This is a genomic window from Phytohabitans flavus (assembly GCF_011764545.1).
Taxonomy (GTDB): Bacteria; Actinomycetota; Actinomycetes; order Mycobacteriales; family Micromonosporaceae; genus Phytohabitans; species Phytohabitans flavus.
In genome coordinates, this window is sequence record NZ_AP022870.1 from 8,303,228 (window position 1) to 8,324,918 (window position 21,691).

Here is a 21,691-nt window from a genome sequence, read left to right on the forward strand (position 1 = left end):
CCATCAGGAAAAATGCCGGCGTGGGTTACGTGGACGTCGCCGGTGTTGGGCACACTCTCCCGGATGGGCGGGAGCTGTTCCACGACGTCTCGTTCCGGGTCGGCGAGGGTGCGAAGGTGGCGCTCGTCGGTCCCAACGGCGCCGGCAAGACCACCCTGCTGCGGATGGTGGCCGGCGACCTGCCGGTGGTGACCGGCGCGGTCGCCCGGGCCGGCGGGCTGGGCGTGATGCGCCAGTTCATCGGCATGCTGGGCCAAATTGGGCCCGCCGCAAGCGGCGTGCCGCGGGACCAGACCTCACTGCGCGACCTGGCCCTGTCGCTAGCGTCGCCGCCGCTGCGGGCCGCGGGCGAGCGGCTCGCCGCCGCCGAGGCGGCGGTCCACGACGACCCGACCGAGCGCAAGCAGATCGCGTACGCGAACGCGCTGGCCGCCTGGGGCGAGGCGGGTGGGTACGACGCCGAGGTGCTCTTCGACACCGTGGTGGTGCTCGTGCTCGACAAGCCCTGGGACGAGGTGCGTGACCGCCCGGTGCGGACGCTCTCCGGCGGCCAGCAGAAGCGCTTCGCCCTGGAGTTGCTGCTCCGCGGCACCGACGAGGTGCTGTTGCTCGACGAGCCGGACAACTTCCTCGACGTGCCCGGCAAGCGGTGGCTGGAGGACCGGCTGCGCGAGTCGGCCAAGTCCGTGCTGTACGTGTCGCACGACCGCGAGCTGCTGGCCCGTACCGCCGACCGGGTTGTCGCGGTCGAGGGTGGCAGCGCGTGGGTGCACCCGGGCAGCTTCGCGTCCTGGCACGAGGCGCGCGCGGCCCGGCACGACCGGCTGGAGGAGCAGCGCCGGCGCTGGGACGAGGAGCATCAGAAGCTGCGCGAGCTGATGCTGATGTACAAGCAGAAGGCCGCGTACAACGACGGCATGTCCTCGCGCTACCAGGCCGCGCAGACCCGGCTGCGCAAGTTCGAGGAGGCGGGGCCGCCGCCGCTGCCGCCGCGTGACCAGGACATCCGCATCCGGCTGACCGGTGGGCGCACCGGCAAGCGGGCCGTGATGTGCGAGCAGCTCGAGCTGGACGGCCTCACCTACCCCTTCGACCTGGAGATCTGGTACGGGGACCGGGTGGCCGTGCTCGGCGCCAACGGCACGGGCAAGTCGCACTTCCTGCGGCTGCTCGACACGCCGTCCGCTGTCGCGCACGCCGGGGTGGTCCGGCTCGGCGCCCGGGTACGCGCCGGTCACTTCTCGCAGACGCACGACCATCCCGAGCTGCTGGACAAGACGCTCGTCGAGATCCTTTGGCGCGGCGACGACCACCGGAACGGCATGGACCGGCACGCCGCGATGAAGGCGCTCCACCGGTACGACCTGGCCGGGCAGGGAGACCAGCGGTTCGGCACGCTGTCCGGCGGGCAGCAGGCGCGCTTCCTCGTGCTCCTGCTGGAGCTGTCCGGGGCGACGCTGCTGCTGCTCGACGAGCCGACGGACAACCTCGACCTGGCCTCCGCCGAAGCGCTGGAGGAAGGGCTCGGCGCGTTCGAGGGCACGGTGGTCGCGGTGACCCACGACCGGTGGTTCACGCGGTCGTTCGACCGGTTCGTGGTCTTCGGCGACGACGGCGAGGTGACGGAGAAGCCCGAGCCGGTCTGGGATTGAACCTTTACGACCGCAGCTACGAACTACTCGGTATGAGATGGGTGGGGGCCCTGCTGGCCGGGCTGTGCCTGGTCCTTCTCGTGCCCGCCGCCCCGGCGAGCGCGCACGCCGCGCTGGTTTCCACCACGCCCGAGCAGGGTTCGGTGATCGGCTCGTCGCCGACCAAGGTGACGCTCACGTTCAACGAGCCGGTGCGCGTGATCCCCGGCAAGACGCAGGTCATCGCCCCGGACGGCAAGCGGGTCAACACCGGCGACCCGGTCGCGTCGGACGGCACGCTGTCGCTGGACGTGCGGGTCGCCGACCGCCCGCTCGGCACGTACCTGGTCAGCTACCGCATCATCTCGGCCGACGGGCACCCGCTGTCAGGCGGCTTCATGTTCTCCGTGGGCGCGCCTTCGCAGACCGCGCCATCCGCGCTGGACGACGATCCGGCGGTGGGTGCGCTGCTGGGAGTGGCCAAGTACGCCGGCTATGTCGGGCTCACCCTCGTGGTCGGGCCGCTGCTCTTCATGTCCGTACTCTGGCCGCGCCGCGCCTCGACCCGTGGCCCGATGCGCCTTGTGTGGGTCGGGCTGGGACTCGTGGGCGTGAGCACGGCGGGCTCGTTCTGGCTACAGGCGCCGTACACCTCGGGTGCCGGCCCGCTCGACGTGTCGGTGGCCGAGCTGCGGGACGTGGCGCTCAGCTCGTTCGGCCTCTGGTCCGCGGTACGGCTTGTCGTGCTCGCCGCGATCGTGGCGCTGCTCCGGATGCGTTCACCAGTGCGGGCGTCGCTGCCGGTCCGCGCGCCCGCCCGCGTGCTCGTCGGTGCCGGCGGGCCGCCGGTGCTTTCCGAGCCGCCGCTTTCCCCGGGCCGGTCCGCGGTGCGGCGGTCGCCACTCCCGCTCGTTCTGCTCGGCGCGCTCGGGCTGCTCACCTGGCCGCTCGCCGGACACGCGGCCGCCTCACCGGTGCCGCCCGTGTCGGCGGTCGCGGACACCGTGCACCTGGCCAGCATGGCGGTATGGCTGGGCGGCCTGGTCGTGCTGGTCGGCTTCGTACTGCGGCGGGGCTGGGCGGATAGCCGCGTGCTCGGCGTGATCCTGCCGGTCTGGTCCCGCTGGGCGGCCGTCGCGGTGTGCTGGCTGGTGCTCGGCGGCGTGGTGCAGGCGGTCGTCGAGATCGGTGGGCTGGGCGCGCTCTTCGACACCCGGTACGGCCAGCTCATCCTTGTCAAGGTCGGCCTGCTGGGCGTGGTACTGGCGGTCGCGTTCTTCTCCCGGCGCCTGGTGCTGCGCCGCTCGCCGGCCCGGCTGGGACGGCTTGTCGCCGCGGAGCTGGGCCTGGCGGCGATCGTGCTCGCGGCCAGTTCGGTGCTCGTACAGACCACGCCCGGCCGCTCGGCGGACATCGAGGCACAGGCCGCCGCCGACGCGGTGGGCTTCTCGACGACGCTGAACAGCCCGATCTTCTCCGTGCAGTTCGAGATCTTCCCGGTGCAGATCGGCGAGAACAACACGCTGCACGCGTTCGTCTACACGCCCGCCGGCAAGCCGGTCGCGGTCGCCGAGTGGCGGGTGACGGCCGCCCTGCCGGAGAAGGGCATCCCGCCGATCCCCAACGACGTGGTGTCCATCCGCGACAACCAGGGCATCGGCGCGATCACCTTCCCCTACCCCGGCAAGTGGGAACTGTCCCTGACGATCCGCCTGGACGACCTGAACCAGGCAACGGTAAAGACCACGGTGGACGTACCCGCCAGCTAGGGCCTGTTTCAAAATCCTTGCCGGGCTGCGCCGGGTCCAGACGACGACCGGCGGCGTCGGGCGTAAGGCCGCATACAACACCGGTATGCGACCTTGCGCCCGACTTGCCGGATCGCCGCCTGGATCCCGGCTCGCCTCGACAATTCTTTTGAAACAGGCCCTAGTTAAAGGCGTGTCTCACACGTCTTCCTCTTTACGGGGCCGTAAACGGCGTCGTACTCTCGGCAAGGAGTGACCCACGGGAGCCCGGTGCACCGGGCTGAGAGGGGGCATGCAGCCCTCGACCGTCGAACCTGATCCGGGTAATGCCGGCGCAGGGAGGAGAGCTGCATGTCGTCGTTTCCTCGGCTTCATCTCATCACCGACACCCGTCCCGGACGTGAGCCGCTCGCGGTCGTCGAGGCCGCTCTCGGCGTGGCGGGCGAAGGGCTCGCCGTGCAGGTGCGAGTGGAGGATGACGCCACCGATCGTGAGGCATACGAGCTGGCCACGCGGGTAAGGGCGCTCTGTGCTGAAGCCCGGGCGACCTGTTTGGTCAACGACCGCCTGCACATCGCGCTGGCGGTCGGCGCGGACGGCGGGCATGTTGGCGCGCTCGACCTGCCGGTCGAGGCGGCACGGCGGGTCCTCGGGCCGCACGCGATCCTCGGCGCGACCGCGCGGGAGCCGGCGACCGCCAAGGCCGCCGTCGACGCCGGGGCGAGCTACCTGGGCGTCGGGCCGGCGTACGCGACCACGTCCAAGGACGGCCTCCCGCCGCCGATCGGGGTCGAGGGGATAGCGGCGGTGGCCGGCGCGGTGGGCGTACCCGTGATCGCGATCGCGGGGGTGACGGCCGAGCGGATACCCGAGCTGCGGGCGGCCGGCGCGTACGGGGTGGCGGTGATTGGCGCGCTCTCCCGAGCACCAGATCCAGCTACGGCCGCCAAGCAGCTCTGGGACGCCCTCCGATGAAGGACGTCACCGTCGTCGGAGCCGGCCCCATCGGGCTGGCGATCGCCTGGCGGTGCGCCGCGCGCGGCATGGCGGTGGAGGTGGTGGACGACGGGCTGCCGGGTGCCTGGCACGCGTCGGCCGGCATGCTCGGGCCGGTCGCCGAGGCGTACTTCGGCGAGGCCCAGCTCACCGCCCTGCTGGTCGAGTCGGCGAAGCGATGGCCCGGGTTCGCGGCCGAGCTGGGCGCCGAGGAGATCGGCTACCGCGCGGAGGGCACGCTCGTCGTCGCGCTGACCGGGGACGACCTGGCCGAGGCGGAGCGCCTGCGCGCGTACCAGGCGGGTCTCGGACTCCCGATCACGCCGCTGCGACCCACGGAGCTGCGCGACCGCGAGCAGCTTCTGTCGCCGCGCGTGCGCGGCGGGGCGCACGCGCCCGACGATCACCAGGTCAACCCGCGCCGGCTGGTGCCGGCGCTGCGCAAGGCCGCGACCGCCGCGGGCGTGGCCATCGTCCGCGAGTCCGGGCCCGCGGGGGTCACCGTCATCGCGGCCGGCACCGGGTCGGCCGCGCTGACCGGCCTTCCGGTCCGCCCGGTCAAGGGCCAGATCCTCCGCCTCCGCGCGCCTGGCCACCAGCCGCCGGGCTTCTCCCACGTCATTCGCGGGTACGCGGATGGCCGCCACGTCTATCTCGTACCGCGACTCGACGGCGAGGTCGTCGTGGGGGCGACCGTGGAGGAACGCGCTGACGCGCACGTCACCGCCGGCGGGGTGGTGGAGCTGCTCCGCGCGGCCGCCGATCTAGTGCCAGAGATCTACGAGTACGAGCTGGCCGAGGCGATCGCCGGCCACCGCCCCGGCACGCCCGACAACGCCCCGCTGATCGGCCCCCACAGCGACGGCGTGATCGTGGCGACCGGCCACTACCGCCACGGCATCGTGCTCACCCCGCTCACCGCGGACCTCGTCGCCGACCTGGTGGAGACGGGGCAGCTGGATCCGATTCTGGGGCCGTTCGCGCCCGGGAGGTTCGCATGAAGGTCGTCGTCAACGGAAACCCGCAGGCCCTGCCCGACGGGGCGACCGTCGCGGACGTCGTGCGGGTCGTGACACAGGTCGCGCGCGGCGTCGCGGTCGCGGTCAACGGCGAAGTGGTGCCGCGGGCCGGCTGGCCGGGCGCGGCGCTGCGCGACGGCGACCAGGTCGAGGTGCTGACCGCCGCGCAGGGGGCTAGCGTGAGCGGGAGTCGCGAGGCTACGGGCCTCGACCACGACGGCGGACGAGCGCCGAGCGACGGAGCGTGGTCGGCGCCGCAGATCGCTGGCGTCGAGCTGCGGTCGCGGCTGATCCTCGGCACCGGGGGCGTGTCCAACCTGGACATCCTGGAGCGGGCGGTCAAGGAGAGCGGCACGGAGCTTGTCACCATCTCGCTGCGCCGGGTCGACAGCGCCGCGACGATGAGCGGCGGCCTGCTCGACATGCTCGACCGCTGCGGCGTACGGGTGCTGCCCAACACCGCCGGCTGCTACACCGCGCGGGAGGCGGTGAAGGTGGCGCACCTGGCCCGCGACGCGTTCGAGACGCCGTGGGTGAAGCTCGAGGTGATCGGCGACGAGCGCACGCTGCTGCCCGACGGGGTGGAGCTGCTGCGGGCGGCCGAGGAGCTGGTGGCGGACGGGTTTCAGGTGCTGCCGTACACGACCGACGACCCCATCCTGGCCCGCCGCCTCATCGACGTGGGCTGCGCGGGCGTGATGCCGGCCGGCTCGCCGATCGGCTCCGGCCTGGGCGTCTCCAACCCGCACCACATCCAGCTGATCCGCCAGTCGGTCAACCTGCCGGTGATCCTCGACGCGGGCATCGGTACCGCCTCCGACGCCGCGCTCGCGATGGAGCTCGGCTGCGACGCGGTGATGGTGGCCAGCGCGATCACCCGTTCCGCCGACCCGGTGCGCATGGCCGCGGCGATCCGGCACGCGATCGAGGCGGGGTGGCTCGCGGCGGGGCGGGGCGGATACCGCGGCGCTTCCACGCGCTCGCGTCCACCCCGGACGAGGGCAGGCCAGCCCTGTGATCCCCGACCGGGTGGTGGTCCTCACCGACCGGCGGATGTCGCGCCGGCCGCTCGTGGAGACCGTCTCTGCGGCCGTCGAGGGCGGGGCCCGATGTGTCGTACTCAGGGAGAAGGACATGGCCCCGACGAGCGCGCGACGCTGGCGGCGGCCCTGCGCGCGGTGCTCGCGGACGTCGACGGGCAGCTGATCGTCGCTGGCCCGGACCCTCTCGGGGGAGCGCCGTGCACCTCGCCGCGGCCGGGCCGTACCCGCCGCCGGACCTCCCGCTTGTCGGGCGCTCCTGCCACGACGAGGCGGAGCTGTCGCGGCTCTCGCGCGAGCACTACGCGATGGTCTCGCCGGTCTTCCCCACGCCATCCAAGCCGGGGTACGGCCCGCCGCTCCGGCTCGACGGCCTCGCGCGGCTGGCTGCCCGCTCGCCGGTACCGGTGCTCGCGCTGGGCGGCGTCACCCCGGAGAACGCGGGCGGCTGCCTCGCCGCCGGTGCCGCCGGGGTGGCCGTCATGGGCGCGGTCATGCGGGCGGACGACCCCGCGGGGGTGTTTCGTCAGCTTCGCGGTGCGGCGCTGTCCGTCAAGACCGCAGCCGGCCGCGGCGGGGTGTGGTGATGACACCTCAGATCGCGCTCAGCATCGCCGGCTCCGACTCGGGTGGGGGCGCCGGCATCCAGGCCGACCTCAAGGTCTTCGCGGCGCTTCGGGTGTACGGCACGTCGGTCGTCACCGCGGCGACCGCGCAGAACACCTGGGGCGTGCAGGACGTGTACCCGATGCCGGGCAACGTCGTGAGCGCCCAGCTCAACTCGCTCCTCGACGACCTACCACCGGCCGCGACCAAGACCGGCATGCTCGCCACCGCCGAGGTCGGCGCGGCGGTGCTGGCCAAGGCCCGTGCGGGGCTGCTCCCCAACCTCGTCGTCGATCCGGTGCTCTCCTCGTCGAGCGGGCGGCGGCTCGGCGTCGTCGGCGCGATCGAGCGGCTGCTGCCGTACGCGCTTGTCGCCACCCCCAACTGCGAGGAGGCGTCGGCGCTGGTCGGCTGGCCGGTCACGACGCCGGCCGAGATGGCGGGCGCGGCCGGGCAGCTCGCGGCGGGCGGGCCGAAGTTCGTGGTGGTCACCGGCGGCGACCTGGTGGCCGGCGACGAGGCCGTCGACGCGGTGTGGACGGAGGCGGGCACGCGTTTCCTGCGGTACCCGCGCATCCACACCCGCAACACGCATGGCACGGGCTGCACGTTCTCCGCGGCGATCGCCGCGCGGCTGGCGCTGGGCGACCAGGTGCTCGACGCGCTGGAGTTCGCGAAGGAGTACGTCGCGCGGGCGCTGGCCGGCGCCCGGGACTGGAAGCTGGGCGCCGGCACGGGCCCGCTCGATCACCTCGATTGGAAAGCGATCTAGCCGTTGTGGACTAGGGAGGCAGGATGTCAGCGCGTCGGAAGGTGTACGTGGAGGGGTCTCGCCCGGACATCCGGGTGCCGTTCGCCGAGGTGGACCTGACCGGGGGCGAGCCGCCGGTCCGGCTGTACGACACGTCCGGCCCCGGCTCGGACCCCTCGGTCGGGCTGCCGCCGCTGCGCGGGCCGTGGATCGCCGAGCGGGGGGACGTGGCGCCGGTGCGGGGTGCGGGTACCCCGCTGGGCGGTTCTCGTCCGACACAGTTGGCCTACGCACGCGCCGGCACGGTCACGCCGGAGATGGAGTTCGTGGCGCTCCGCGAAGGGGTCCCCGCTGAGCTCGTGCGGGACGAGATCGCGGCCGGCCGGGCAGTACTGCCGGCCAACGTCAACCACCCCGAGTCCGAGCCGATGATCATCGGACGGCGCTTCCTGGTGAAGGTCAACGCCAACATCGGTACCTCTGCGGTCACCTCCTCGATCGCGGAAGAGGTGGAGAAGCTGACCTGGGCCACCCGCTGGGGCGCGGACACCGTGATGGACCTGTCCACCGGCAAGCGGATCCACGAGACCCGCGAGGCGATCATCCGCAACTCGGCCGTGCCGATCGGTACCGTCCCGATCTACCAGGCGCTGGAGAAGGTCGGCGGCGACCCGGTGAAGCTCTCCTGGGAGGTCTTCCGGGACACCGTGATCGAGCAGTGCGAGCAGGGCGTCGACTACATGACGGTGCACGCGGGCGTGCTGATGCGGTACGTGCCGCTGGCCGTCGAGCGAGTCACCGGCATCGTCTCCCGCGGCGGCTCGATCATGGCGGCCTGGTGCCTCGCGCACCACGAGGAAAACTTCCTCTACACCAACTTCGCCGAGCTCTGCGCGATCCTGTCCCGGTACGACGTCACGTTCTCGCTCGGCGACGGCCTGCGCCCCGGCTCGATCGCGGACGCCAATGACGAGGCGCAGTTCGCCGAGCTTCGTACGCTGGGCGAGCTGACCACGGTGGCGTGGGAGCACGACGTGCAGGTCATGATCGAGGGCCCCGGCCACGTGCCCATGCACAAGATCAAGGAAAACGTGGACCTCCAGCAGGAGGTGTGCCACGAAGCGCCGTTCTACACGCTCGGGCCGCTGACCACGGACATCGCGCCCGCGTACGACCACATCACCTCGGCGATCGGTGCCGCGATCATCGGCATGTACGGCACCGCGATGCTTTGCTACGTCACGCCGAAGGAGCACCTCGGCCTGCCGGACCGGGACGACGTGAAGGCGGGCGTGATCGCGTACAAGATCGCCGCACACGCCGCCGACCTCGCCAAGGGGCACCCGGGCGCGCAGGCGTGGGACGACGCGCTTTCCAAGGCGCGCTTCGAGTTTCGCTGGGAAGACCAGTTCAACCTGGCCCTCGACCCGGAGACCGCCCGGGCTTACCACGACCAGACGCTCCCGGCCGAGCCCGCCAAGACCGCGCACTTCTGCTCGATGTGCGGCCCCAAGTTCTGCTCGATGAAGATCACGCAGGAGCTCAAGGCGTACGCGGAGAAGGGCATGAAAGAGAAGTCCGAGGAGTTCGTCGAGGCGGGCAGCCGGGTGTACCTACCTTTGGCTTAATTGTCATAAAAGTTCATATTTAAATGGCTGACTGCGGTAGTTGAACTCTGTAGCATGTCCGGATGCTGACGCCAACACCCCTCATGCGCCTGGTGTCCGGATTCTGGAGCTTCAAGACGTTCGCTGCCGCAGTCGAGCTTGACCTGTTCACGAGGTTGGCCGGCGGCAAGAGCATCACCGTCGAGAAGGCTGCCGCTGAACTAGGCCTCGCCGAACGCCCCGCCGACCTCCTCTTCGCCGCCTGCGCCTCGCTCGGCCTGCTGGAGCGCGACGGCGACGGCTACCGCAACTCCGCGCTGGCCGAGGAGTTCCTGGTGGCCGGCAAGCCCTACTACTTCGGCGGGCAGGTCCGTTACTGCGACCGGCGTACCTACCTGGCCTGGCACCGCGTCGGCGAGGCACTGCGCACCGACCGGCCGCTGACCTGGGACCCGGACACGCAGGAGTCGATGTTCGAGACCGAGGACCCGCAGCTGCTCGCGCTCTTCTGGGAGGCGATGTACTCGACGTCCATCTTCACCGCCCGCGCGCTCGGCGAGGCGTACGACTTCGGTGCGCACTCGCGGCTGCTCGACGTGGGCGGCGGCTCCGGCGCGTACCCGATCGAGCTGTGCCGCCGGTACCCGTCGCTGCGCGCCACCGTGTTCGACCTGCCGCACGTCGTCCCGATCGCCGCGGAGAAGGCCGGGGCCGCAGGCCTCGCCGACCGCATCGACACCACGGCCGGCAACTTCCTGCACGACGAGGCCCTGCCGAGCGGCTACGACGTGATGCTGTTCAGCATGATCCTGCACGACTGGGACGAGGCGACAAACCGCGAGCTGCTGGCCAAGAGCTACGCCGCCCTCCCGTCCGGTGGCGCCGTGGTGGTGTCCGAGCTGCTGCTCAACGCCGACCGTACCGGCCCGGCCTCGGCCGCGCTGATGGGCATGAACATGCTGGTCGAGACCGTCGGCGGCCGCAACTACTCGGAGACCGAGTACGCGGACTGGCTCACCGACGCCGGCTTCGTGGACGCACACGTCGTCCACTTCGACGCGCCGGGTGCCAACGGCGTGGTGGTTGCCACCAAGCCGTGACGCGTGTCGCGCGCCTATGCGGGACGCGCAATGCGGGGCCGTCCGTTGGGGCGGCCCCGCTTCGCTTGGTCGACCGGCTGAGCGGGAGCTGTCAGCGGGACGGGTCGCGGCGGTCCGGATCGCGGCTGGAGAGGCCGCTGACCCAGTCCACATACTCCTCGTCGCGCGGCTTTAGCACTGGCTCAGGCCGAGGCTGGCCGCCGCGCTGGGTGGGGACGTCGATCTGGCTGGGCGGCTCGACGGGCTCGGGGGTGGGGCTGCCGCGCGACGGCGCCCGAAGAGGCCGCGGCGCTGGCGGGGGACGGCTCGTCGGCGGGCTGGTCGGCGCGGGTGTCGCGGTCGCGGTCGGGCGCGGGATCACGGCGACCGCCGCGGTCGTTGGGCTGGTCTTCCGGGCCGGCGTAGACGGGGATCTCGCCGGTGGAGTAGCCGGCCGCCCGGCGCCCGGCGGAGAAGGCGGTCGCTGCCTCGGCGGCTCCCGGGTCACGCGGGCTGGGCCGGCGGGCCGGGCGTGCGGGAGACGGAGGCGCCTGCGGCGGGGCTGGGCGGGGAGAGGGTCGCGGCGGGGACTGCGGCGGGAGGTCGGCCGTCGGCTCGTCGAAAAATCCGCCTCTGGAGCCTCCGCGAGGGCCGCCGCCTGAGCTGGGCTCGGGCGCCGAGGAGAAGCTGTCACCTCGGCCACTTGGCGGCTCGACCACGGGCAGCGATGCGGTCGTCTCCTCGGCGGTCGAGCCCGCGGCCGATGTGGACGGAGCCGGCGACGGCTCTGCGCTGTGCCGGGGAGAGGGACGCTCCACCCCTCGGCTGGCGGCTCGCGGAAGACCGGCTCGATGCCGGGCTCGCGGGACGGGTGTGCGGCCGCATCCTGCTCTTGCGGGGCGGCTGCCGCGGTCTCCTCGGCCGGCTCGGCGGGGCGGCGGCTGGGACGGCGGGCGACCGCCGCGAGCACCGAGCCCAGCGTGCCCGCGCCGACCGCGACCAGAGCGCCCCAGTACGGCGCGGCTTGGAACTTGTCGGTCTCGGTGCCAGGGCCGGCCACCAGGTAGGCCAGGCACAGCATCGCCGGGCCGATGATGCCGGATGGCCCGGTCGCGGTCGGTGGGCGGCCCAGCCAGCGGCCGAGGCCCGCGCAGGCGGCGCCGACCGCCAGTGCGAGCAGGGGCATCGTCGCGACCGCCGAGCTCTGCGCGGCACCCGAGCTGAACGTGGCCAGGTCGAGCACGCCCAGGCGGAGGTTGGGCAGCGGGTCGTCGGGGCCGAGCGACGGGATCACCGAGACGAGCGCGAGTGCCCACGCGGCGGCGCTGACCACCCCGACGTTCCACAACAGAGGCTGGTGGCTCAGCGCGGCCAAGGCGACAAACACGCCCGCCACCGCGCCCAGCGCGGCCGAGAGGCCGATGACCAGCACCGGGTCGGTGTCGCGCACGATCGCGAAGCGGGCCGGCTGCATGCACAGCGGCACGAGCACCGCGGCGCCGATGCCGGCGAACAAGGAATACGCGATACGGGAGCCGGTGCCGCCCTCGTAGCCGTGGCGCCGGGCCATCCGGTCGGCGGCGACCGCACCAGCTACCGCCGCCACCATGGCGAACCAGCAGACCCAGGCCATCTGGGCGGTCCACTGGTTTTCCTGGTCGACTGGGAAGGTGCGACTCAGCCGGACGATGCCGAGGCCGAAGGCCACGCCGAGCTGGCTGGCAGCGGCGAGCATCGCAACGCCGAGCGCGGCGAGGAGCACCCTGCTCCAGGTACGGATGGCCATGTCAGGCACGTTACGGCCCCTTGACCCGGCCCGCTACCCGGCCGCTCGTGGCTTGACGCACTTCCCAGAGCCCGCTGAAAGTCCCTTAAGAATCGAGCCGCTGGGGTCAGACCTTCTGCCGTGGACGCTTCGCCTGCGACGGCACCGGGTGTGCCTCCGGCGCCTCTGGCGGGCCGTCCGGCGTGAGCAGCAGCTCGTGCAGCTCAGCACTGCACCGGGCGACCTCGTCAAGGTACGCGTTGTGGCCCAGCGAGCGCGGCCGCGGGATCTTGACTTCGACGATCCGCCGGAGCCGGCCGGGGCGCGGGCTGAGCACGACGACGCGGTCGGCGAGCAGCACGGCCTCGTCGATCGAGTGTGTGACGAAGACGGTGGTGGCGCCCAGATCCATGTGCACCCGCTGGAGCTCGGTCGAGAGCTCCTCGCGGGTGAGCGCGTCCAATGCGGAGAACGGCTCGTCCATCAGCATCACCTTGGGCCGCTGGATCAGTGCCCGGCACAGCGCTACCCGCTGCTGCATACCGCCGGAGAGCTCGTGTGGCTGCTTGCGGTGGAAGCCGGCCAGCCCGACCATGTCGAGCAGCTCCTCGGCCCGCTTGCGGTGCTCGGACCGCTTCCAGCCGAACATCTCCACCGGGAGCAGCACGTTGTCGAGCACCGAGCGCCACGGCAGCAGCGCCGGCCGCTGGAACATCATCGCGATGTCCTTGCGCGGCTTGGTGACCGGCGTGCCGCCGACGGAGACCTCACCGACGGTCGGCGCGATGAGGCCGGCGATCAGCCGGAGCAATGTGGACTTTCCGCAGCCAGAGCGGCCGATGATGGCGATGAACTCACCCTCGGCGGCGGTCAGGTTGATGTTTCGCAGTGCCTCCACGGCGCCGGATCGCGCCTGGAAGGTCTGGGAAACGCCGGCCAGTCGAATCATCGTGTGCTCCCTACCCGGGCTGCGTCGGTCGGCGCTCGCTCCGCCAGCGAGGCGTCCGCCGGAGCCAGGCTATCGGGAAGGCCGAATGCGGCCCACGTCGCCATGGTCATTTTCGCGCTCCGTGATCACAGGGCGACAACCTGCGGAAGTACCTCGGAAGCCACCAACTCAAGGTGGTCGACGTCAGCGATTTCGATCAACCGCAGGTGCACCCGGGTGACGCCGATCGCCGCGAACTCGCCGATCCGGTCGACGAGCTGGGCGGGCGAGCCGACCACCGGGTCCTCCGGCGGGAGTGCGCTGGGCGCGTGCAGGGGTGCCGCGCGCCGCTGGGCTTCCGCGTCGGTGCGGCCGATGGCCACCACGATGCCCGCCGACATCACGAGGGGCGCCTTGCCGGACTCCGTCCGGCCCACCTTCTCGGAGACCGCGAGCACCCGGTCGAACGCCGCCTTCGACTCGGCGACCGTCTTGAACGGCATGTTGAACTCGTCCGCGTACCGTGCGGCGATCTCGGGTGTGCGCTTGGCGCCACGCCCACCGACGATGATCGGCGGACCGGGCACCTGCACCGGCTTCGGCAGCGCGGGCGCGTCGACGAGCTGATAGTGCTCGCCCTTGAAGTTGAACGGCTCGCCGACAGGTGTGCTCCACAGCCCGGTGATGACCGCGAGCTGCTCGGCCAGGATGTCGAAGCGCTCGCCAGTGGGCGGGAACGGTATGCCGTAAGACACATGCTCCCGCTGGTACCACCCGGTGCCCATGCCCAGCTCGACCCGGCCGCCGCTCATCTGGTCGACCTGCGCCACGGCGATCGCGAGCGGCGCGGGCAGCCGGAACGTCACCGACGTGACAAGCGTGCCGAGCCGGATGCGGGACGTCTCGCGAGCCAGGCCGGCCAGCGTGATCCAGGCGTCGGTGGGCCCGGGCAGCGCGGCGTCGAGCCCCATCGCCTGGTAGTGGTCGGCGCGCAGGTAGCCCTCGAAGCCCGCGTCCTCGGCGAGGCGGGCCAGGCGCAGCTGGTCATCGTACGTAGCGCCCCTGTGTGGTTCGGTGAAGACGCAAACCCGCACGGTAACCGTCCTGTCTCGATCGGATGAGTGGACTTGGGCCGCGGCCAGGTTAGCGGCATCTGGTTACGGCGCGATACCCCGCCTGGGATCGGTTCGTAACCCGATACGCCTTGCGTCGCAAACCCGCCTTTCGCCTACGCTGTGGCGCGACATTCATGAACGGCTTCGCGATCACCCCTCGATCTCGACGCCGTCGCGCTCCAACGCCCCTCCAGTTGGAAGGAATCTGTTCATGAGAAGGGTTACCCGTACGTTCGCGGTAGCCGCCCTGGCCACGGCTCTGGCCGTCGTGGCCGGTTGCAGCTCTGACGAACCGGAAGAGACCAACAACGCGGCCTCGAATGGCGAGACCGTTAAGGTGACGTACCTCACGTCGTTCGGCAACTTCGGGCGCGACGCGTACGGCTGGGTCGCGCTCGAAAAGGGTTTCTTCCGTGAAGCCGGCTTTGACGTGGAGATTCAGAAGGGTGCCGGTACGGGCGGAAACATCACGTCGATCGTTTCGGGGAAGGCCGACTACACCCCGATCGACCTGACCGGTGGTCTGCTCACGTTCGGTAAGGGCACGAAGGACTTCACCGCGGTCGCCGCGATCCAGCAGCGCACGATGGCCGCCATCGCGTCCACGTCGGACAAGAACATCAAGACGCCGAAGGACCTGGAGGGCAAGACCCTCGCGGACACCCCCGGTTCCGTCGTGCGCAACCTGTTCCCGACGTACGCCAAGCTCGCGAACATCGACTACACCAAGGTGAAGTGGCAGAACGGCGAGGCCGCGACGCTGATCCAGACGCTCGCCAACGGCCAGGTCGACGGCATCGGGCAGTTCGTGGTCGGCCGGCCCACGATCGCCGCGGTGACCAAGAAGGAGCCGACCTTCCTGCCGTACAGCGACTACCTGACCGACCTGTACGGCAACGTGCTGATCACCTCCACCAAGAACGCCAAGGAGAAGCCGGAGGAGGTCAAGCGGTTCACCCAGGCGCTGATCAAGGGCCTGGAGTACTCCCTGGCCAACCCGGCGGAGGCCGCGCAGATCCTCAAGGCCAAGGACCCCACGGCGAACCCGCAGGCGGCCCAGGCCGAGCTGGAGCTGATGGGCTCGTTCGTCCGCTCCGCGGGCAGCGGCGAGAAGATCGGCACGATCGACACCGCGCGTGTGGCCAAGAGCATCGCGATCCTGCAGGGCGCGGGTCAGCTTACGGCGCCCATCAAGCCGGAGGAGATCATCTCCGTGGACCTGCTGCCGAAGGTCTGATTCGCTAGCAGAGCGACGCGGGTGTGGCGGCTGGCGGGCCGCCACACCCGAAACACACGCTTGCAAGGAGTAAGACCATGAGCGAGACGTCCGTCGCCGCGCCGCCCGTCGCGGTCGTTGACCGGTCTCGAGTACGGGTGCCTGTCTTCGTCTATCCCGTCGGCGGCTTAGCCGTCACGGTCTTCGCATGGTGGCTCGCCACCAGCGTGCTCGGCCTGGCCCACCCGGTCGTACTGCCGCCACCGCAGGACGTCGTGCGCGGCTTCAACGAAAACCGCGAGTTCGTGCTCGAGGGCATGCTGGTGACCTCGCTGGAGACGTTGGTGGGCTTCATCATCTCCTCGCTCGCCGGCTTCCTGATCGGACTCGTGCTGGCCAGCTCGGTGCTGCTGGAGCGGATGTTCTCGCCCCTCCTGGTGGCCGTGAACGCGGTACCGAAGATCGCCTTCGGTCCGATGCTGGTGGCCTGGCTCGGCTGGGGCCAGCCGCCCATCCAGTTCATGATTTTCGTGATGTGCTTCTTCCCGGTCGTGCTCTCCACCGTGACGGGTCTGACCCGCACGCCCTCCGAGTTCGCCGAGATGGCGCGGTCGCTCGACGCCTCGCGCACGAAGATGTTCCTCAAGGTGCGGCTGCCCGCCGCGCTCCCGCAGATCTTCGTCGGTCTCAAGCTGGCGCTGCCGCTGGCGGCCGTGGGCGCGATCATCGGCGAATTCCAGGCCGGTGACACGGAGCGGCCGGGGCTTGGGTCGATCATCGTGCAGACGCTCGGCCAGGGCATGTCTAGCACGGCCTTCGCCGCGTTTGTGCTGATCGCGACCACGACGATCGTGTACTACTACCTGCTGGTCGGCCTTGAGCGCCTGCTGCTCCCGTGGGTGCGCGCCACCACCGACCGCTGACCCCGAGGGATATCCGGTACGGCGCCGACTGCGCGGCGCCGTACCGGAGCGGGTTTATGGGTTTCAGCTGGTGGCCAGCCGCCAGCGGCCGTTACGGGCCACCAGGACGGTGAGTGCCTGTGGCATCAGGCCGGAATGGTTGTCAGGGGTGATCCGGATCGGCCCGGACAGCCCGTCGAACTGTGAAGTCTCCACAATGGACCGGATGCTCTCGCGGCTCAGCGTGGTGCTTTGCAGCAACGCGTTCGTGACCATCTGGACGGCGTCGGCGGCGAACGACGAGTAGCCGTAGTAACTGCCGAACTTCGCGGTGTAGTCACGGAACCACTGCTTGCGCGCGGCCGTCGCCGGCGTGGTGGCGATGACGTCGTCGATGACCATCGTCTGCGTGAACACCATCGTCGCGCCGTTCGCGGCGCCCTCGTCCGAGAGGAAGAGATCGCCAGCGGCCCCCCGTCGAAGAAGAGCGGACCCTTGAAGGCCACCTCCTTGGCCCTGGTCGCGGCCAGCGCGGCCTGCTCGGCGAGCGTCCACACCACGATCGCGTCGATCCTGGAGCCTCCCAGGAGTGTCCCCATCGCCTCTTTCACGTCCGTATCGGTGGGGCGGACAGCGACACTCTTCACCTTGACGCCGGCGTTGCTCAAGGCGTCGGTAAGGGCCTCCTCGCCTTCTTTGCCGTACGGGTCGTCGGTGCGGAGCAATCCGACCCGCTTGACCTTCCGGTCAGCGGTGATCTCGGAGGTGAGCGCGGCGGCGTTGTCGATCGAGTTCGGCCCGACCTTGAAGATCCAGTCGCGTTGCTCGATCTCACCCAGGCCGGCCGGCGCCAGGGCGATGGTGGGCACGCGCCGGTCCTGGGCGGTCTTCGCCACGTTATTGACGCACAGCGCGCACGTACCCATGATGACGGCCGCGACATCGGGGTTGTTGGCGAACGTGCCGACGTTGGTCAGCGACAGGCTGGAGTCGGAGCGGTTGTCCCTGGCGTCCAGCTTGAGCCTCCGGTTGCCGAGGACACCGGAGTCGTTGACCTGGCTGATTTTCAGGTCGAGCGCGCGCTGGTACGCCTGTCCGATGTCCGCCGTTGGGCCGGACAGCTCAAGGTCGGCACCGATGACGACTTCCTCGATGTCGCCGGCGCCGTCGCCTGACTGGCACGCGGACGCCGATAGAACCAGCGCGGCTGCGGTGAGCGCAGACAGCGTCACGGAGCGTATGGGCCTCAATGTGGTCCTCCATGTGGACGGCCCAGCAGAGCTGGTGTTTTAAGGGCTTGCGACCGCTGTCCGTCCCCTGTGGAGCGACGCGGACCCGCCTGCCGTACGGTGTGAGCGCGCAGTCATTCGAACCTGCAAAACCATGCCAACGGCGGGCGCTGGGGTCAAGCGGAGGGTACCGGTTCCGCGAGACGGCTATCCCACATACTGGTTCGTGAAGAAGTTTGTATCCGTTAACTTTATTGACATCAATGCCTTACAGACTGCTGTTTGCGCAGGTCAAGGGCACATTCCTGGGAAGGGGCGGAGTGGGCGAAGGTTGTAATGGGGACGGTGCGACCGTTTCCTGCCTGACTGAGGCTTCCCAAGTGGGTGCCGTTTCTGGTGAAATCGCGGCCGTGCCGCGTGCGGCGCCAACCGATGCACCCAGGCGTCGGTCGAGCGAGTCGCACGCGGAGACGACGACGGAGGCGATGTCGTGAGCACGGGACCTACGACCCTGCCCGAAAACGGTGCGCAGGCCCGCCGTGCTGCGCGCCGCTGGTTTCCGCGCCTGCGCGACGCGCGGATCAGGTCCAAACTCGCGCTCATCCTCGTGGTGCCGGTCGCGGCGGTCGTCGCGCTGGCCACGGTCCGGTTGGTCGACATCGGCCGCGGCGCCCTCGACGCGAGCCTCATCCACGACCTCACCGCCCTCTCCACCAACGTCTCGGCCGTGAGCCAGGACCTGCACAAGGAGCGGATGGCGGCGGCCGTCTACCTTGCCGACCCGCCGCCGGAGCAGGGCCAGAAGGTCAACTACAAGGACCTGTACAACCAGTCGGTGAGCCGCACCGACGAGCGGATCGCGGCCTACAAGGCGGCGCGGCAGTCGATCGGTGAGGTGCCCGACTCGGTCGGTGCCCGGCTCGACCGGATCGACCAGGACCTAGAGACGTTGAACGAGACCCGCACGGACATGCTCGTCCTCGAGCAGCGTTCGGTCGCCGAGGCGGTGCTCCGCTACGGCAACATCCTCACCGACCTCGTGGCGTACGGGGAGGCGGTCGGCCAGCTGGCCGGCGAGGGCGACCTGGCCGAGGAGTTGCGCGCGCTGGCCGCGTTCGCCAAGGCCAAGGCGGCCAAGGCCGAGGAAGAAGCGGTCGTGTACGCCGCCCTGATCGGCGGCGAGGAGCTGGGCCAGGAGCAGCTCAACTCGTTCCTGAGCACGCTGACCGCCCAGGAGGCCGCGCAGGACGCGTTCAGGCTGGTCGCGAGCAGCGAGCAGCAGGCAATCGCGGGCGCCACGGTTACCGGCGACGCCGTCAACCTGGCGCAGGCGAGCGAGGCGCTGGTGAGCCGCACGGTCGGCCAGCGGCCGGCGCCTGGGCAGGCGAAAGACGCGCAGGTTGCGATCGGCTCGGTGGTCGACCTGATGCGTTACGCCGAGGGAAACCTCGAAAGGCGCGCGCTCGCCGAGGCCGACGACGTCCGCGCGGCCGTGGTCCGCCAGGCGATCGTCGAGTCGATCCTCGTGCTCATCACGCTCATCATCGCCATCGCGCTCGCCGTGGTCCTCGCCCGGTCGCTCAACAGCTCGCTGCGCCGCCTCCGCGAGGGCGCGCTCTCCGTGGCCAACCGCGACCTGCCGGACGCCGTTGCCCAGCTGCGCGACGTGCGCAGCATCGGTGAGGGTGGGCCGGACGAGATCGTCCGACAAGTGCGCGACGCGATTCGATTGCCCAACCGCGACGAAGTCGGGCAGGTGGCCCAGGCGTTCAACGTCGTACACCGGGAGGCGGTCCGGATCGCGGCCGAGCAGGCCGCGCTGCGGACGAGCGTTTCGGCGATGTTCCTCAACCTGGCCCGCCGAAGCCAGGCGCTGGTCGACCGGATGATCGGCGAGCTCGACATGATCGAGCGCGGTGAGGAAGACCCGAAGCGGCTGGCCCAGCTCTTCCAGCTGGACCACCTGGCCACCCGAATGCGCCGCAACGACGAAAACCTGCTGGTGCTCGCGGGTGCCGACTCGACCGCACCGCGGCGCGACGACGCGCTGCTGGTCGACGCGCTCCGCGCCGCACAGTCCGAGGTGGAGCTCTACAACCGCATCGAGTTCGGCACGGTCGACACCGACATCTCGATCGCCGCGCACGCGGTCAACGACGTCGTACGGCTCGTCGCCGAGCTGCTCGACAACGCGACCCGCTTCTCGCCGCCCAACACGGTGGTCGTCGCGGACGCCCGGCGCATCCGCGACTACGTGCTGATCCAGATCGAAGACCGCGGTCTGGGGCTCACCGAAGACCAGTTGGAGGCGCTCAACCAGCGGCTCAGCGCGCCGCCGGCGGTCGACGTGGCCGCGTTCCGGCTGATGGGTCTGGCGGTCGTGGGCCGCCTCGCCTCCCGGTACGGCATCCGCGTCGAGCTGCGCCCCAACGTCGAGGGCGGCACGGTGGCGCAGGTGACGCTGCCGAGCGGCATCGTGGTGCTGCCCAAGCCGCGTACCCGCGAGCAGGTCCTCACCCGCCCGCGCTCGCCGCTCGCGGTGGAGACGAGCCCGGCAGCCGCCGCGCCCGTGTCTGGCGGGTGGTCGCAGCAAGCTATTCCGGCCCGTTCCTCGGCCGCCACCCTCTCCGAGCCCTGGCCGAGCCAGGCGCCGGCGTCGTGGGACACGTCCGCGGTACCGGTCAACGCGACGGCGGCGACCAGCGCGTTCCCGACGATCGGCCAGTCGGCCGGCGCCGCGCTTGCCCAGCCGCAGAGCGGGTTGGGTTCGCCCACGGTGGCGTACCCGACCGTGCAGCCCTCGGCACTGCCGCAGCGCGGCCAGAACGCGGCGATCCCGGCGACCGCCCACCCGATGACGCCCGCCGTACTTCCTCCGTCCGGCCTGCCGGCCGGGCCGGTGGCTGGTTCGCCCGGTGTCGTGCCCCGCCCCGACGACGGCGGCGAGGTGCCGATCTACCGGGAGATGGAAGCGGTCTGGTTCCGGTCGCACGGCCAGGCGTCGACGCAGATCTTCTCGACGGTGAGCCCCAGCGGCGCTACGGCCAGCAGTGCCACGGCCAGCGCGACCAGCAGCTACACACCGGCCGCCGCCAGCCCTGCGAGCTACTCCTCCGGGGGTTCCGGCATGTCCGGTGCGTCTTCGGGGCTCTCCGGCGGCCTCGGCAACGGCAGCTCCGGCCTCGGCAACGGCGGCCCAGCCGGCGGCTCCGGCCTCGGCAATGGCGGGCTCGGCGGCTCGCTGCCGAACCGCGCGCCCGCCGCGGCGCCACCACCGGCCGCGTACGCACCACCGGCGGTGCCACCCGCAACCACGCAAGGTGCAGGCGACCCGGGCATGGGTGGCGTGCCGCGCCCGCGCGGCTCCGCCGAGGAGACCTGGCGCACCGCCGCCGACGAGGGCTGGCGCCGCGCCGAGCGGGCCGCCGAGCCGGCAAACTCGGGTACGACACGTTCTGGCCTGCCCAAGCGCGTGCCCCAGGCTCAGCTTGTGCCGGGTGGGGTCGAGACCTCGACCACCCGCGAGCGCGCCAGGCGTACGCCCGACGAGGTGCGCGGCCTGCTCTCCGCGTACCACCGTGGTGTGCAGCGCGGCCGCTCGGCCGGCAGCCAGGAAAACGGGAGCACCTCTACCAAGGAGACCAGTTGATGACGAGGCCAGCAGCGATGCAGGACATGAGTTGGCTGCTCAGCAACTTCGCCGACAGCGTGGCCGGGATCGCCCACGTCGTCGCGGTGTCGGCCGACGGCCTGCTCCTCGCGTCGTCGCGTGACCTGCCTGCCGACCGGGCCGACCAGCTGGCCGCGATCACGTCCGGTGTGGTCAGCCTCACCGACGGCGCCTCCCGGATGTTCAGCGCCGGCGGGGTGCTCCAGACGGTCATCGAGATGGACAGCGGCTACCTTTTCCTCATGTCCATCAGCGACGGTTCCTCGATGGCCGTGCTTGCCGCTCGCAGCTGCGACGTGGGTCAGGTGGGATACGAGATGGCGTTGCTCGTCGAGCGAGTCGGTGCGGCCTTGTCGCCGGCGACTCGAGAGGCCGTCTCGCGCTAGTCC

13 protein-coding genes, 5 pseudogenes and 1 riboswitch are annotated in these 21,691 nt (G+C 71.0%); of the genes and pseudogenes, 14 read left to right on the forward strand and 4 right to left on the reverse strand.

Features of this window, described 5'->3' with window-relative positions; translation table 11 throughout:
* The first annotated feature begins 20 nt into the window (after positions 1–20).
* The 10 genes and pseudogenes from Pflav_RS36870 to Pflav_RS36915 all read left to right on the forward strand — a co-directional run bounded on the left by Pflav_RS36870 (position 21) and on the right by Pflav_RS36915 (position 10,498).
* On the forward strand, positions 21–1,652 hold the full coding sequence (locus tag Pflav_RS36870) for an ABC-F family ATP-binding cassette domain-containing protein (protein ID WP_173041265.1): 1,632 nt from the start codon (positions 21–23) through the stop codon (positions 1,650–1,652).
* 32 nt (positions 1,653–1,684) lie between these two features.
* Positions 1,685–3,400 (forward strand): copper resistance protein CopC, encoded by a 1,716-nt coding sequence (locus Pflav_RS36875; protein WP_173041266.1) that lies wholly within the window; start codon positions 1,685–1,687, stop codon positions 3,398–3,400.
* Positions 3,401–3,628: 228 nt separating this feature from the next.
* Positions 3,629–3,737: riboswitch (TPP riboswitch) on the forward strand.
* Positions 3,731–4,354, forward strand: coding sequence for a thiamine phosphate synthase (gene thiE, locus Pflav_RS36880; protein ID WP_173041267.1), 624 nt, complete (start codon positions 3,731–3,733; stop codon positions 4,352–4,354). It overlaps the preceding riboswitch by 7 nt.
* Positions 4,351–5,376, forward strand: a complete 1,026-nt coding sequence (thiO, locus tag Pflav_RS36885) for a glycine oxidase ThiO (protein ID WP_173041268.1) — start codon at positions 4,351–4,353, stop codon at positions 5,374–5,376. Before thiE ends, thiO begins: the two co-directional genes overlap by 4 nt.
* Positions 5,373–5,567 (forward strand): annotated as a pseudogene (gene thiS, locus Pflav_RS36890) (sulfur carrier protein ThiS); the annotation flags it as partial. The gene thiO and the pseudogene thiS, both read left to right, overlap by 4 nt.
* 87 nt (positions 5,568–5,654) lie before the next feature.
* Positions 5,655–6,412 (forward strand): annotated as a pseudogene (locus Pflav_RS36895) (thiazole synthase).
* A gap of 35 nt (positions 6,413–6,447) precedes the next feature.
* Positions 6,448–7,021 (forward strand): annotated as a pseudogene (locus Pflav_RS36900) (thiamine phosphate synthase).
* Positions 7,021–7,812, forward strand: a complete 792-nt coding sequence (thiD, locus tag Pflav_RS36905; protein WP_173041269.1) for a bifunctional hydroxymethylpyrimidine kinase/phosphomethylpyrimidine kinase — start codon at positions 7,021–7,023, stop codon at positions 7,810–7,812. Before Pflav_RS36900 ends, thiD begins: the two are co-directional and overlap by 1 nt.
* A 23-nt stretch (positions 7,813–7,835) precedes the next feature.
* Positions 7,836–9,419, forward strand: coding sequence for a phosphomethylpyrimidine synthase ThiC (gene thiC / locus Pflav_RS36910; RefSeq protein WP_173041270.1), 1,584 nt, complete (start codon positions 7,836–7,838; stop codon positions 9,417–9,419).
* 62 nt (positions 9,420–9,481) lie between these two features.
* A complete protein-coding gene (locus Pflav_RS36915; protein WP_173041271.1) occupies positions 9,482–10,498 on the forward strand; it encodes a methyltransferase in 1,017 nt (338 codons plus the stop codon).
* A 91-nt stretch (positions 10,499–10,589) separates the two neighbouring features.
* Here Pflav_RS36915 and Pflav_RS36920 read toward each other — a convergent pair whose 3' ends face one another.
* The 3 genes from Pflav_RS36920 to Pflav_RS36930 form a co-directional block, all read right to left on the reverse strand.
* Entirely contained in the window at positions 10,590–12,263 is a 1,674-nt protein-coding gene (locus Pflav_RS36920; RefSeq protein ID WP_173041272.1) for a DUF2339 domain-containing protein, read from the reverse strand.
* A gap of 106 nt (positions 12,264–12,369) precedes the next feature.
* Positions 12,370–13,191 (reverse strand): ABC transporter ATP-binding protein, encoded by an 822-nt coding sequence (locus tag Pflav_RS36925; RefSeq protein WP_173041273.1) that lies wholly within the window; start codon positions 13,189–13,191, stop codon positions 12,370–12,372.
* A 125-nt stretch (positions 13,192–13,316) separates the two neighbouring features.
* Complete coding sequence (locus tag Pflav_RS36930; RefSeq protein ID WP_173041274.1) at positions 13,317–14,264, reverse strand: LLM class F420-dependent oxidoreductase; 948 nt, start codon at positions 14,262–14,264, stop codon at positions 13,317–13,319.
* Positions 14,265–14,496: 232 nt separating this feature from the next.
* Here Pflav_RS36930 and Pflav_RS36935 point away from each other — a divergent pair, with 232 nt between their 5' ends.
* The gene (locus Pflav_RS36935; protein WP_173041275.1) at positions 14,497–15,522 is read left to right on the forward strand and encodes an ABC transporter substrate-binding protein; all 1,026 of its coding nucleotides are present in this window, start codon (positions 14,497–14,499) and stop codon (positions 15,520–15,522) included.
* 77 nt (positions 15,523–15,599) lie between these two features.
* Entirely contained in the window at positions 15,600–16,424 is an 825-nt protein-coding gene (locus Pflav_RS36940) for an ABC transporter permease (protein WP_173041276.1), read from the forward strand.
* A 63-nt stretch (positions 16,425–16,487) separates the two neighbouring features.
* Here the strand turns inward: Pflav_RS36940 and Pflav_RS48210 are convergent.
* Positions 16,488–17,653 (reverse strand): annotated as a pseudogene (locus tag Pflav_RS48210) (ABC transporter substrate-binding protein).
* Between the two features lie 469 nt (positions 17,654–18,122).
* Between Pflav_RS48210 and Pflav_RS36950 the strand changes: the two are divergent.
* Together Pflav_RS36950 and Pflav_RS36955 are read left to right on the forward strand one after the other, a co-directional pair.
* Positions 18,123–21,281, forward strand: a pseudogene (locus Pflav_RS36950) (sensor histidine kinase).
* Positions 21,281–21,688, forward strand: a complete 408-nt coding sequence (locus tag Pflav_RS36955) for a roadblock/LC7 domain-containing protein (RefSeq protein ID WP_173041277.1) — start codon at positions 21,281–21,283, stop codon at positions 21,686–21,688. The pseudogene Pflav_RS36950 and the gene Pflav_RS36955 overlap by 1 nt, the downstream one beginning before the upstream one ends.
* The last annotated feature ends 3 nt before the right edge of the window (positions 21,689–21,691 follow it).

Coding starts and splice junctions, on each gene's coding strand:
- thiE (WP_173041267.1), top strand. CDS start 3,731: ATGTCGTCGTTTCCTCGGCTTCATCTCATCACCGACACCCGTCCCGGA.
- Pflav_RS36915 (WP_173041271.1), top strand. CDS start 9,482: ATGCTGACGCCAACACCCCTCATGCGCCTGGTGTCCGGATTCTGGAGC.
- Pflav_RS36875 (WP_173041266.1), top strand. CDS start 1,685: ATGAGATGGGTGGGGGCCCTGCTGGCCGGGCTGTGCCTGGTCCTTCTC.
- Pflav_RS36920 (WP_173041272.1), bottom strand. CDS start 12,263: ATGGCCATCCGTACCTGGAGCAGGGTGCTCCTCGCCGCGCTCGGCGTT.
- thiD (WP_173041269.1), top strand. CDS start 7,021: ATGACACCTCAGATCGCGCTCAGCATCGCCGGCTCCGACTCGGGTGGG.
- thiO (WP_173041268.1), top strand. CDS start 4,351: ATGAAGGACGTCACCGTCGTCGGAGCCGGCCCCATCGGGCTGGCGATC.
- Pflav_RS36925 (WP_173041273.1), bottom strand. CDS start 13,191: ATGATTCGACTGGCCGGCGTTTCCCAGACCTTCCAGGCGCGATCCGGC.
- Pflav_RS36940 (WP_173041276.1), top strand. CDS start 15,600: ATGAGCGAGACGTCCGTCGCCGCGCCGCCCGTCGCGGTCGTTGACCGG.
- Pflav_RS36955 (WP_173041277.1), top strand. CDS start 21,281: ATGACGAGGCCAGCAGCGATGCAGGACATGAGTTGGCTGCTCAGCAAC.
- thiC (WP_173041270.1), top strand. CDS start 7,836: ATGTCAGCGCGTCGGAAGGTGTACGTGGAGGGGTCTCGCCCGGACATC.
- Pflav_RS36935 (WP_173041275.1), top strand. CDS start 14,497: ATGAGAAGGGTTACCCGTACGTTCGCGGTAGCCGCCCTGGCCACGGCT.